We start from the raw sequence: 12,983 nt of genomic DNA on the forward strand, positions 1-12,983 counted from the left end.
AATAAATGGAAACTTCTTCACGAATTTCAAAGTATTTTATTTTCTTTCTCTGTAGTTTAATTATCATCGCTCCGCTCCCTTTGGGGAGTAATCGAATTTGGGCTTGGTCGATTTTAGAATTCGCTGTATTCAGTTTGGCTTGTTTTCACCTTGCTTATTGTGCGAAGCATGAAAAACCAATTTTAAGTTTTGATTGGCAAAAGACTCTGTTGATTCCGATTGTGGTTATGTTGGTGTATTTATTACTTCAAGTTATTGGAGTCATACCAGGAATTGACACTATAGATGCTTATCAAACTACTCATCAATTATTGAAAACGCTCACTTATTTAATATTTGTCCTGTTACTAAGTGAGTATTGTAAAGATGAAAGAATGTTACGTTGGGTTGTTTTTAGCATTATTTTGTCGGGATGTTTTCAAGCATTCTACGGTTCTTTTGTTTATTTGTTAGATTTAGATGTCTCACCTGTTTTTCATTTTGCTGAAGGTGATAAAGCAAGAGGAACTTTTGTCTATCAAAATCATTTTGCTAACTACTTAGCATTATGTCTTGCTATTGCAGTGGGTTGGCTTATTTCTGAGTTGAATACTCAACGACAAGCGTTTGAATTCAGGCAAGCTTTCTTGAATGCCTTATCAACAATGTTTAGTAGAAAGTTGATTTTGCGACTAGCCATTATTTTAATGATTATTGGTTTGATTTTAAGTCGTTCAAGAATGGGAAATGCTGGCTTTTTTACTGCATTAATAGTGGTTTCTGTCTTCGCAATATTTTGTTATCGAAGACCACCTATTTTATTAAAACCGTTAGTGATCAGTATTATTATTTTGGACTTAATTATTGTCGGTTCTATATTTGGCGTTGAGAAGGTAAAACAAAGAATTGAAGATACCAGTTTTGCTTCTGAGACACGTGATCTGGTTGTGATTGATAGTATGCCAATAATTAAAGATAACTGGTTAACGGGTACTGGAGGTGGGAGTTTTTATACTATTTTCCCTAGCTACCAGCCTCGACCATACAGCGGTTTTTATGATCATGCTCATAATGAATATATACAATTCTCAATTGAGTATGGAGTGATTATTTCTGCAATGCTTGGCTTGTGGGTTTTATACGGGCTCTATTTAGCGTGTAAAACAATGCATAAACGAAATAATAAATTCTATAAAGGCGTGGCCTTTGGTAGTGCTATGGCTATTGTTCACATGTGCATACACAACATGGTTGATTTCAACTTGCAATCCCCCGCTAATACTCTGCTTTTTTTAACTATTTTAACCTTGTGCTGGTTATCTTATAACCTTCCTTCTGACTTGAAAAAACGGCCACGAAGGCATCGCGGAGATTAAGCGAAAGGTAATAAGAAATTTAAGTTTTTCTTGAAATAATATTTTCAAAATTTTTACAATTAATTTTAACTTTGACTATAAAAGGACTCATATGAAAGTTGTTATTCCTGTTGCGGGACTAGGTACCCGAATGCTGCCAGCAACCAAAGCAATTCCAAAAGAAATGTTGCCACTTGTTGATAAGCCATTGATTCAATATATTGTGGACGAATGTGTTAAAGCCGGTGTGAAAGAGATCGTTTTAGTCACACATGCGAGTAAAAATGCTATTGAAAACCATTTTGATAAATCTTATGAGTTGGAATCAACACTCGAGAAGCGTGTTAAACGTCAATTATTAAAAGAAGTGCAGGGCATATGCCCTAAAGATGTCACGATTATGCACGTTCGCCAGGGAGAAGCTAAAGGTTTAGGTCACGCCGTGTTGTGTGCTAAACCTTGTATCGGTAATAACCCATTTGCAGTTGTGCTGCCCGATGTGATTTTAGATGAGTATACTGCTAATCAAAGCTCAGAAAATTTAGCCGCGATGATCAGCCGTTATGAATCTACCTTTGCAAGCCAAATCATGGTCGCACCTGTCGCTACAGAAGAAGTGCATAAGTACGGTATTGCTGATTGTGATGGTGTTGAAGTCTTGGCGGGTGATTCAACTAAGATTGTTAAAATGGTTGAGAAGCCATCAATTGATGAAGCTCCCTCAAATCTTGCTGTTGTTGGTCGTTATGTACTCTCTGAAAAAATTTGGGATTTATTAGCCAAAACGCCTGCTGGTGCAGGTGATGAGATTCAATTAACCGATGCCATTGATATGTTAATAGAATCTGACGCTGTAGAAGCGTTTAACATGACGGGCAAATCTCACGATTGCGGCGACAAGTTAAGTTATATGGCTGCCTTTGTCGAGTACGGCTTGAATAATAAGAAGCTTGGAAAAGATTTTAAAGAGATTATCAAAAAGCTGGTTAAATAAACTTAACCGGCAAAGAACAACAGGCCCTAGCATTAATTGAATGCGCTGCAGTTATTTGTAGCCATGAACACCAACAAAAGCCCTGGAATATGCTTTCAGGGCTTTTTTGTACCCGCAGGCTTTTAAATTTAAAAAGTATAAGAGTTGATGTTTGTATTCAGAATTGTTTATTAAGACCTGTTTACTAAGATTAAGACCTGTTTACTAAGAAGGGGATATTCAGACCTGTGTATTCGCTTAATAATCACTAAAAGGCATAAACCACAACTTATACAAGTATCGAGGGTAAGCGCGAGTGATGAATTTTGGCTTGAAGGCAGTGACTCAAATTTGTGAAAACGTTATTCACAGATTAATGAAAAAGGTTTAATTAATGAAAAATCAATCAACGAAAGATGTTTAGAAGAGAAGCATTACATTGAGATACTAGAGGTAAACTATTTGAATATTAAATTGGTTGCGGGAGCTGGATTTGAACCAACGACCTTCGGGTTATGAGCCCGACGAGCTACCAAACTGCTCCATCCCGCGTCCGATTTAACTATCTTGAGACAAATTGAAATGTATTAACTCTGATTTCAGAGTGTTACAAACTTATAAATTGGCATTTATAAGAAATTGGTTGCGGGAGCTGGATTTGAACCAACGACCTTCGGGTTATGAGCCCGACGAGCTACCAAACTGCTCCATCCCGCGTCCGATTTTTCAATTTTTAATAAGTAAGTGGTTGCGGGAGCTGGATTTGAACCAACGACCTTCGGGTTATGAGCCCGACGAGCTACCAAACTGCTCCATCCCGCGTCCGTACTTATTATTCAATTAGTTAATTTTATTGGTTGCGGGAGCTGGATTTGAACCAACGACCTTCGGGTTATGAGCCCGACGAGCTACCAAACTGCTCCATCCCGCGTCCGAATAAAAACTAATTGATGCTTAAACTTCCTGATAACCAATATAAAATTGGTTGCGGGAGCTGGATTTGAACCAACGACCTTCGGGTTATGAGCCCGACGAGCTACCAAACTGCTCCATCCCGCGTCCGTTTAAGCGGGGCGAACTATAACGACCTATAGTGCCCTTGGCAAGTCGAATTAGCATATTTATGATCGTTTGTTGGGTTAATGAGCATATATAGACTATTTCAGCCTTAATCGGTGGCCTTTTAAGCATTGTCTATGTTTTTTTGCTTTCAATTAGCTAATTTTTGGATCAAATTATCCAATAAATCGTAGATTTAATGGTACTCAATAGCTAAAACGACTCAAAAGACTAGAATTTATCCATTTCAGTGACATTTTCACACCTGACAATCGGTTTAGGTATATAATGCCGACTTAATTATATCTGTGAGATGATGACGTCGATTCCATGTTAAATTTTTTTGCTGCTGCCCCTAAGGGTTTTGAATATAGCTTATCTAATGAGCTTAAAGAGTTTGGTGCTACTGATGTTAAGGAAAGCGTCGCTGGTGTGTATTTTTCTGCACCTATAGAACTTGCCTACCGAATTACATTGTGGTCTCGACTTGCTAGCCGCATTGTCGTTGTTATCTATAAAGGTGCTTGTGAGTCTGCCGAGCAACTTTATAACGCAGCATATGCTGTTGATTGGCCATCTCACTTCTCTAATCAAAGTACATTTGGTATTGATTTTCACGGTACTGGTGGGTTTATTAACAACACCCAGTTTGGCGCACTGAAAATTAAAGATGCTGTTGTTGACCGTTTTCGCGATGATGGTCAGGAACGTCCTGATGTAGAACGTATCCATTCAGATTTTAGAATCGATGCACATTTTCGAAATAATCAACTTACCATGTCGATTAACTTCTCTGGGCCTTCATTACACCAACGCGGTTACCGTTCAACAACGGGTGAAGCACCACTAAAAGAGAACTTAGCAGCCAATATGCTAGCTCGTTGTGGCTGGCAAGCTAAACCGATTGACTTGTTAGATCCATTTTGTGGTAGTGGTACGGTTGTGATTGAAGCAGCATTAATGGCTGCTGATATTGCCCCAGGATTGCAGCGTGCAAGATTTGGTTTTGAGCATTGGCTTCAGCATGACGATCAAGTTTGGCAAGACATCTTACAAGAAGCTAAAGCACGAGCGAGCTTAGGTAAATCTCGTTGTAATGTTAAGTTTTACGGATCGGATATTGATTCTCGGATGGTGGCGCTAGCAAAACAGAATGCTGAAAATGCAGGTGTTGCTGACTTAATCGACTTTACGGTATCAGATGCGCTTGAAGTGACACCGCCGTTAGAAACTGGCTTTTTAGTCTCAAACCCACCTTATGGTGAGCGTTTAGGCAGTATTACTGAGCTTTTACAGCTTTATTATCAGTTAGGCGATAAGTTCAAAAAAGATTTTGGTGGCTGGAAGATTGCCATGCTGTGTAGCGATATTGAATTGCTATCGGCATTAAAGCTTAAAGCTGACAAACAAATGAAGATGTTTAACGGTGCGTTGGAATGTGGTTTTAACCTTTATACATTGCACGCCAAAAGTACCCGCCGTGAAGCGCCAGTATTACCGGAAGGTGTCGACATTGCCGATATCTCACCTGCGTTTGCTAATCGTATTAAAAAGAATATGAAGCAATTGACTAAGTGGGCCAAAAAAGAAGGTATCGATAGCTACCGTATTTATGATGCCGACTTGCCTGAATATAATGTGGCGATTGATAAGTATGTCGATCACGTTGTGATCCAAGAATACTCAGCACCTGCTACCATTCCTGAAGCTGTGACAAAACGTCGTTTAACCGATGTATTGTTATCACTACCTGCAGCCTTAGGTATTGATCCTGAGTTAGTCACCTTAAAAACACGAGAACGTCAAAAAGGTGCTAGCCAGTACCAAAAGTTAGACGAGCAGAAGCTTGAGATTATTACTCAAGAATATAATGCGCGATTCAAGTTAAACCTGACTGGGTATTTGGATACTGGTTTATTTTTAGATCATCGCTTAACCCGTAAACTGGTTGGTGAAAAGTCAGCGGGTAAACGCGTACTTAACTTGTTCTCTTACACTGGTAGTGCATCAGTTCATGCAGCCCTTGGTGGCGCTAAATCTGTCACGACAGTCGATATGTCGAATACGTATTTAGCTTGGGCTAAAGAAAACTTTGAGTTAAACAACCTCAACGTTAGACAATACAAGTTTGAGCAAGCCAATTGCATTCAATGGATAAAAGATTGTGAAGAACAATTTGATTTGATTTTCATTGATCCGCCAACCTTTTCAAACTCTAAGCGTATGGAAGATAGCTGGGATGTTCAGCGTGACCATGCTGCTTTATTGGTTGATTTGATTAAATTGTTGAGCCCAACGGGTGAGATCATTTTCTCGAACAACAAACGTAAATTTAAAATGGATATCAACCTTCTAGGCCAATATAAAATGGACGTGAAGAACATTGATAACCAAACCTTACCAATGGATTATAAGCGTAATCCACACATCCATAACACATGGTTAATCACTCATGCTAAGTCGCCTTACAGCAGCTAAGGCATGCAGAGTCGTAATATGTTAACTAACACAAAAACTGAAAACTCAGATTTAATTTTATATCACACAGAGGGATGCCATTTGTGTGAAATTGCTCAATCGCTGGTTGAGCAATTAGCCCTGAGTTATCAACATATCGATATATGCGATGATGAAATACTTGCTGAGCGTTACGGTATTTCAATTCCAGTGTTAGTTATGGGTGATAAAGAACTGTTTTGGCCATTTGATGTGCCACAGTTAACTGATTTTATTAGGAGCGTCGTTTGAGTCTAGTTCGTATTAATAATGGTTCGTTAGCCTATGGTTATACGCCATTATTGAAAAATTCTGATTTCACTATTTTACCTGGTGAGCGTGTTTGTATTGTCGGCCGAAACGGCGCAGGCAAATCAAGTTTGATGAAAGTCCTATCAGGTGATGTGCAACTTGACGATGGTGAATTTAATATCGCCTCAGATGTGAATGTTAGCCGTTTACAGCAAGATCCGCCTAAAGCGGAAACGGGGACGGTTTATAAGTATATCTCAGCGGGACTTAAAGAAATTGGTGAGCAACTTGAGCGTTATCATCAGCTTTCCCATGACGTTGCTACTGCTGAGCCAGAAGCAATGGAAAAGATGCTCAATCAAATGACGCGTCTTCAAGAGTCACTAGATCATAATAATGGTTGGCAACTTGATTCAAGAATTATCCAGAATTGTGAATTACTTGGACTTGATCCAGATAAACCATTAAGTGAGTTATCTGGTGGCTGGCAACGTAAGGTTGCTTTAGCCCGTGCTCTAGTCAGCGAGCCAGACTTATTATTACTTGATGAACCAACCAACCACCTCGACATTGATACCATTGAATGGTTAGAGCAATTCTTGCTTAATTTTAAAGGTGCCATCGTATTCGTCAGCCATGACCGTGGCTTTATTCACCGTATGGCAACCCGAATTGTTGACCTTGACCGTGGTGTTGTCACGTCTTGGCCTGGCAATTACAAAATGTACTTAGAAGGTAAGCAAGAGTGGTTGCGGGTTGAGGCTGAGCAAAATGCTCACTTTGATAAAAAACTGGCAGAAGAGGAAACTTGGATCCGTCAGGGCGTTAAAGCACGTCGTACGCGTAATGAAGGCCGAGTCCGAGCATTAAAAGCGTTGAGAAGTGAGCGTAGCGAGCGCTTGAATCGACAAGGCAACGCCAAGATGAACGTCAGTGATACAGAGCGTTCTGGTAAGTTAGTATTTGACATTAAAGAGCTAAACTATAATCTTCCTGAAAAAGATTTAGTTAAAAACTTCAGTTCAACGGTTATGCGCGGTGATAGAATCGCATTAATCGGTCCCAACGGTTGTGGTAAATCGACGCTGATTAAGTTATTGATTGAGCAACTAACACCTCAATCAGGTGAAGTAAAAGTTGGTACCAAGCTTGAAGTTGCTTACTTTGATCAATACCGTGAAGCGCTTGACCCAGAAAAAACAGTTGAAGAAAATGTTGGTGATGGCAAGAGTACCGTTACGATTAATGGACAAGACCGTCATATTTTAAGTTACTTACAAGACTTCTTATTTTCACCTGCCAGGGCAAGAACGCCTGTTAAAGCGTTATCAGGTGGTGAGAAAAACCGTTTGTTGCTAGCACGCCTGTTACTGAGACCTGCAAACTTAATTATTCTTGATGAACCAACCAATGACCTTGATGTTGAGACCTTAGAATTGTTAGAGTCTCTACTGACTGATTTTGAAGGCACATTATTAATTGTCAGTCATGACCGTGAATTTATAGATAACACGGTAACCAGCAGTTGGTGGTTTGCGGGTAATGGTGGATGGCATGAGTATGTTGGTGGTTATAATGATGCTGTTTCTCAAGGAGCTAAATTTTATTCTGAGGAACCTGACGCCGCATCTGTTGTCATAGCATCAGCGCCTGTTGTAACGAAAGCTGAAAAGCCTAAGCAAGCAACAACCAATGCGCCTAAGAAATTATCGTTCAAACTTCAACGTGAGCTCGAGCAATTGCCGAGTAAAATGGAGACGTTAGAACAGGAAGTAGAAGAATTACAAAACACTGTGGCTTCAGCTGATTTTTATAGCCAACCACAAGATACTGTCAACTCAGTGCTACAGGCATTGGCGGCAAAAGAACAAGAATTGGACACTTGCTTTGAACGTTGGGAAGAACTCGAGTCATTGAAGTAAGCGCATAATAAAAATAGGAATTAAAATGAAGTCGAAGTTTGATAGGGCATTATCCGTCGTTGCCTTGAGTGTGCTTGGCGCCATCGGCAGTGTGCATGCTGCTCCAGTATATGAAATTGTAAATATTGAAGATTTTGATCTCAAAGGTAATGTTGATGGCACCAGCCGCGGCTATGCGCTTGGCGTAAATGCCAATGATGAATTGGTCGGTGTATCTAAAGGTAAGAAAAAATTATCTGTAGATGATGAAGACGATGATGGCGTTATTGATGTTGAAGACGGTATTGCACCAGAAGAAGCCATCGTATACTCAGTGTTCTTGCCGATTATTGCCAATAACTACACTTTCACAGCAGAAGAAAATGATGATGAATCGCAATGGAATCCTAACTTCTTTAGCATCAATGGGACCACTGCGCCAACAGATGTTGATGATGAAGGTGAGTTAATTATCAATTCTGTTGATACTTTCTTTTACGGCATGAATGATGATGGCGTAAAAGTTGGTTCTTATACAGCACCTGAAAAAACCTTAGATTATGAAGGCAGCGATGAAGACCAAGAGTTTTGGTATTATCGTGACTTTGAGCTGCGTGGGGTTGCGGTCACAGATGATGGTTCTGAAATCGAGTTAATCCCATCTTATCAAACCTATATTCGTGAAGATGATGATTTTGTGGTTGAACTGGGTGGCTGGTCAGCTGCTGCTGCGGTTAACAATAATAATTTAGTGGCTGGTTATGCTAGTACCGATATTATTGAATTCAGTTCTGATCGAATTGATAGCTGTATTGATGCCAGCGAAGATGAAGATATTGAATTCCCTATACCAGTAGAAATCTGTGTGCAAGCAGACCAATACCCTTCAAATGGTCGTCGTAATATCTCTTACCAAACACGTGCTCACGTGTGGCAAATAGAAGCGGATAATACAATTCCTGAGGATAATATTGTAGAGCTGCCATTAGGGTTAACACCTGATGAAGATTCGACATTAAATTATATTGCTCAAGGCTTAGGTGTCAATAATGACGATGTGGTCGTAGGTCGTTCTCATACTTATCGAAATGGTAATGACGATGATTTATATCAAGATGCCGCATATTGGCAAAAAGATAGCAATGGTGATTACCAGTATAACTGGATAGATCCTGATATTTTCAGTGATACGGTTTATAGCTCTATCGCTTATGATGTAAATGATAATGGTATTGTTGTAGGTAGCTTTCAAAAATATATCAGCGGTTATTTAAGAGAGAAGTTCTTCTACTATGATATTAATGATCCTGCTGCTGAAATTGTGGTGCCTGATGATTTTCAAGAAGGATTGTCTGATTTAACCAGTAAACCGAAAGCGATTAACAACGCAGGTCAAGTTGTGGGTAATATTGAAGTAACCTATGACAAAGATAAGCCACGCCCAAAAGCAGCGTTCTTGTATAACATGAATGATAACGAGTTTATCAACATCAATAATAACTTAACTTGTGAGTCAAAAGGTTACGAGCAAGATGAAGACGGCGAGTGGAGCCGTCATCAAGTTGAAGTGATTGATGGCGATGGTTCTATCCTGTCTTACGGCGCTGAATTTTATGTTGTTGAAGCGAACAGCATTAATGAAGAAGGTACGATAGTCGGTACCGCTTTCGTACGTAAACCAGTTTATCAATTTGATATCAATGGTAATTTAATTCTGGATGAAGACACTAACCTACCATTATTTGAAATAGATGGTAACGGGGATCCTGTAACATCATTCTTAACTCGAATGGTTGTACTGAAACCAACGTCAGGTAATCAAGAAGCATGTACAGAGTCAGATCTTGTCGAAGATGAACCTTATGTACGTAAAGGTGCTGCTTCTTTAGCTTGGTTATTCGGCTTACCATTACTTTGGTTGCGTCGCCGTAAAATGAAATAGATTGAGCATTTTTTAAACAAAAAGTCGAGGTTTTTTCCTCGATTTTTTTTTGTCTTTTTTCTCAATACCTTAATTAAAAATGCGAAAAAATGTCATAAACCGACATTGATCTTGTATGAAAAGTCGCCTATTTCTTATTGTGAAGCCATTAGTGATCTATTCACTAATTGCGCTTAATTAACAAAATGAGGATGTGTTAATGAAAAGACAAAAAAGAGATCGACTAGATAGAGCTTTTTCTAAAGGCTTCCAAGCAGGAATTGCTGGACGTTCAAAAGAACTTTGTCCATATGGAACTTTAGATTCTAAATCACAATGGTTAGGCGGGTGGCGTGAAGGTGTTGATGGCCGTTTAAGCGGTTTATTTAATAAATAGTTTTCATGGGTAATGAAATAAAAAAAAGCCCTCACAAGAATGGTGAGGGCTTTTAAGATTTGGAGTTAAGTGATTTTTAAAATGACGAAGTATCAGTAAAAATACCCACTTTTAAATCAGTAGCACTGTATATTTCACGGCCATCGACTTCCATCACAGCATCTGCAATACCCATCACTAGTTTACGATGAATCTTACGCTTTAATGTGAGTTTGTAGGTGACTTTTTTAGCTTCTGGTAATACTTGGCCAGTGAATTTGACTTCGCCAACACCCAGAGCACGTCCTTTACCTTCAGCGCCTTCCCAACCTAAGTAAAATCCGACTAATTGCCACATTGCATCAAGTCCCAAGCAACCAGGCATAACAGGGTCGCCATTAAAGTGGCAATCAAAAAACCATAGGTCAGGAGTAATATCGAGTTCAGCTACGATTTCGCCTTTACCGAACTCACCACCGTTTTCATTAATTTTAGTTATACGGTCAATCATCAACATATTGTCGACAGGTAAGCGAGGTGAGTTAGGCGCAAAAAGGGTACCATTGCCGCATGCGATTAACTCTTCTTTAGTGAAACTGTTAGCTTTTACCATTTAAATATTACCACTTTATGTTGAGTAGGGTGACAAGATAGCGAACACGTGTAAGCTAAACAACTCCGATCACTAAATAATGCGTAATTTTATTAATATTTTTTGCAAAAATGATGGTTCGATATCGTCATCATCTTGACCTGCCATTTTTTCTAACCTTTGTTGGACTAAGCCATATAAAGATTTTTCAGGAAAATCATTGTCTTGATTTCTCTCGCCAGCAGGTATCTGCATAAGCAATGAGATGGCTTCATCCATATGTTCAATAGCATGTACATGGAATAAACCCTTCGATATGGCATCGATGATCTCAGGCTCAAGGTTTAGTTGTAACACATTAGCTTTAGGTATAATGACACTGTGTTCACCATTTAAGCCACGCGTTTGGCACAAATTAAAGAAGCCTTCAATTTTCTCATTGACGCCACCGATAGCTTGCACATTGCCAAATTGATCTAACGCGCCTGTAATGGCAAACGCTTGGTTAATAGGCTGCTCAGCAATGGCAGACATTAAACAGCAGTACTCTGCTAGTGAAGCACTATCACCATCTATCTCTTGATAAGACTGTTCGAATACAATGTTGGCATTTAAATGTAATGGCACATCACGCCCGAAAATACGGTATAAAGACGCTGATAGGATCATCATGCCTTTAGTATGGATATTACCGCCTAATTCAGATTTTCTTTCAATATCGATGACTTCACCGTCGCCGTAATGCACGGTAGTCGTAATTCTGGCGGGTTCACCATAACTAGCATCATGGGTGTCCACGACAGTTAAGCCATTGATTTGCCCAATCATCTCACCAGATGTTTGCAGATTAATGAAATTGTCTGCAAAATTTTGTGCTGCATATAGCGCTGAGCTGTCATGACGTTTTTTGGCATGTAAAATGACTTTAGCGATTGCTGATGCTGTGACCGCTTTATTATTCGTGTATGCCTTTGCTTGCAATAGCACTTGAGTTATTTGCAGCATCGATAGGCTTAAGCGTTGTTGGTGCTCGGTGAGCTTAGCGCTATACCAAAATAAAGGCATTAATGAGGAAAGCTCTAACTGAATATCGTATTCGTTGGCTAAACTCATTAACCATTGTAAATATTGGCTTTCTGAATACTTTGTTAAATCTAGCTCTGAATTGACTTCAGCAAGCAAAGGAAAATACTTAAAGAAAACTCTGTCTTCAGTACGCAAATGGGTAAATAGATTAGCAGAACCTACAAGGATAATTTTACAATTCAGTGGAATTGGTGCGAGTTCACTGTTTATACGATAAAAACCCTGTTCAAGAATTTGCATGACAAACTCCCACAGTCCCTCGCGTTTCCAAAGCGATTCGACATCAATAAATACAAAGTGGTTCGATGCAAGTATTCCAGCTTTATATTGACTGGCTTTATCTGTTTTCTGCATTTTACCAATTAAATCAGCTCGGCGAATTTGACCACTTACATAACTAAATAACTGGTTTTGACTGGCTATAGTGCCGACATTGGCTGAAGGAAGCTCTGTTTGCCAGCGAAAACTAAATTCATGGTTTTCGTTTTTACTTTTCGTGGCAACGAGGTATGAATCAGAAGGCGTATCGGCTTGCCCAACCAGGGCTTTTATAAAGAGGGCACGATCGATACTTGCATAGTCGGCCAAATATAAATGCTGTTGCTCAACTTTGCTCATTAAGTTAAAAGCATCAACACAACGCTCTTGGCCAAGTAACAACTGGCTTAAATAAATGGTACTTGGTAAAGATTGAGGCAAAGTATATTGTGGTGCAAGTTGCGAGGTTGGGATTAAAGTTGTGGTCATAGCTTTACGTTTTAGAAATCATTAAAAAGATTTTAGCACACTATATCGTCATATCATTGAAATGATTCAAGTCTAGTGAAGGTTTAAAAGCGTTTTATTAATCATTTTTGAGTTCAAAAAGCACCAGCTCTATTTGAATTAGATTAAATAATAACGAAAAAGTCTATTTGATGACCATTTGAATAAGTTTTTAAAAAATCCTGTTTACAAGTGAGCCTGATACTTATATTATTCTCGGCGTTCGGA

The 12,983-nt window shown here is 39.2% G+C and carries 9 protein-coding genes and 5 tRNA genes; 7 read left to right on the forward strand and 7 right to left on the reverse strand.

The window, feature by feature from the left end; translation table 11 throughout:
* The first annotated feature begins 5 nt into the window (after positions 1 to 5).
* Together AB4153_RS09670 and galU are read left to right on the forward strand one after the other, a co-directional pair.
* Positions 6 to 1,355: an O-antigen ligase family protein gene (locus AB4153_RS09670; protein WP_371997213.1), complete on the forward strand. Its 1,350-nt coding sequence runs from the start codon at positions 6 to 8 to the stop codon at positions 1,353 to 1,355.
* 91 nt (positions 1,356 to 1,446) lie between these two features.
* Positions 1,447 to 2,328 (forward strand): UTP--glucose-1-phosphate uridylyltransferase GalU, encoded by an 882-nt coding sequence (gene galU / locus AB4153_RS09675; protein ID WP_371997214.1) that lies wholly within the window; start codon positions 1,447 to 1,449, stop codon positions 2,326 to 2,328.
* A gap of 454 nt (positions 2,329 to 2,782) precedes the next feature.
* On the opposite strand, the gene AB4153_RS09680 is transcribed toward galU, so the two are convergent.
* From AB4153_RS09680 to AB4153_RS09700, 5 genes are all read right to left on the reverse strand, one after another.
* Positions 2,783 to 2,859: transfer RNA gene (locus AB4153_RS09680), tRNA-Met, on the reverse strand.
* Positions 2,860 to 2,947: 88 nt separating this feature from the next.
* Positions 2,948 to 3,024: transfer RNA gene (locus AB4153_RS09685), tRNA-Met, on the reverse strand.
* A 28-nt stretch (positions 3,025 to 3,052) separates the two neighbouring features.
* A tRNA-Met gene (locus AB4153_RS09690) sits at positions 3,053 to 3,129 on the reverse strand.
* 32 nt (positions 3,130 to 3,161) lie between these two features.
* Positions 3,162 to 3,238: transfer RNA gene (locus AB4153_RS09695), tRNA-Met, on the reverse strand.
* Between the two features lie 51 nt (positions 3,239 to 3,289).
* Positions 3,290 to 3,366 (reverse strand) — tRNA-Met (locus AB4153_RS09700).
* 330 nt (positions 3,367 to 3,696) lie between these two features.
* Between AB4153_RS09700 and rlmKL the strand changes: the two genes are divergently transcribed.
* The 5 genes from rlmKL (at position 3,697) to rmf (ending at position 10,333) form a co-directional block, all read left to right on the forward strand.
* Positions 3,697 to 5,844, forward strand: a complete 2,148-nt coding sequence (gene rlmKL, locus AB4153_RS09705) for a bifunctional 23S rRNA (guanine(2069)-N(7))-methyltransferase RlmK/23S rRNA (guanine(2445)-N(2))-methyltransferase RlmL (RefSeq protein WP_371997216.1) — start codon at positions 3,697 to 3,699, stop codon at positions 5,842 to 5,844.
* Between the two features lie 3 nt (positions 5,845 to 5,847).
* The gene (locus tag AB4153_RS09710; protein WP_303516709.1) at positions 5,848 to 6,114 is read left to right on the forward strand and encodes a glutaredoxin family protein; all 267 of its coding nucleotides are present in this window, start codon (positions 5,848 to 5,850) and stop codon (positions 6,112 to 6,114) included.
* Entirely contained in the window at positions 6,111 to 8,036 is a 1,926-nt protein-coding gene (locus tag AB4153_RS09715; RefSeq protein ID WP_371997218.1) for an ABC transporter ATP-binding protein, read from the forward strand. The genes AB4153_RS09710 and AB4153_RS09715 overlap by 4 nt, the downstream gene beginning before the upstream one ends.
* A gap of 25 nt (positions 8,037 to 8,061) precedes the next feature.
* Positions 8,062 to 9,957 carry a DUF3466 family protein gene (locus AB4153_RS09720; RefSeq protein ID WP_371997219.1) on the forward strand — a complete coding sequence of 632 codons (1,896 nt, stop codon included), beginning with the start codon at positions 8,062 to 8,064 and terminating at the stop codon, positions 9,955 to 9,957.
* A 199-nt stretch (positions 9,958 to 10,156) separates the two neighbouring features.
* Positions 10,157 to 10,333, forward strand: coding sequence for a ribosome modulation factor (gene rmf, locus AB4153_RS09725; RefSeq protein ID WP_102528615.1), 177 nt, complete (start codon positions 10,157 to 10,159; stop codon positions 10,331 to 10,333).
* Positions 10,334 to 10,409: 76 nt separating this feature from the next.
* On the opposite strand, the gene fabA is transcribed toward rmf, so the two are convergent.
* The gene (gene fabA / locus AB4153_RS09730) at positions 10,410 to 10,925 is read right to left on the reverse strand and encodes a 3-hydroxyacyl-[acyl-carrier-protein] dehydratase FabA (RefSeq protein WP_371997221.1); all 516 of its coding nucleotides are present in this window, start codon (positions 10,923 to 10,925) and stop codon (positions 10,410 to 10,412) included.
* 72 nt (positions 10,926 to 10,997) lie between these two features.
* The gene (locus AB4153_RS09735) at positions 10,998 to 12,737 is read right to left on the reverse strand and encodes a S16 family serine protease (protein ID WP_102528613.1); all 1,740 of its coding nucleotides are present in this window, start codon (positions 12,735 to 12,737) and stop codon (positions 10,998 to 11,000) included.
* Positions 12,738 to 12,983: the final 246 nt, after the last annotated feature.

Source organism: Shewanella sp. 10N.286.52.E4 (assembly GCF_041468785.1).
In the GTDB taxonomy this organism is placed as follows: domain Bacteria; phylum Pseudomonadota; class Gammaproteobacteria; order Enterobacterales; family Shewanellaceae; genus Shewanella; species Shewanella electrodiphila.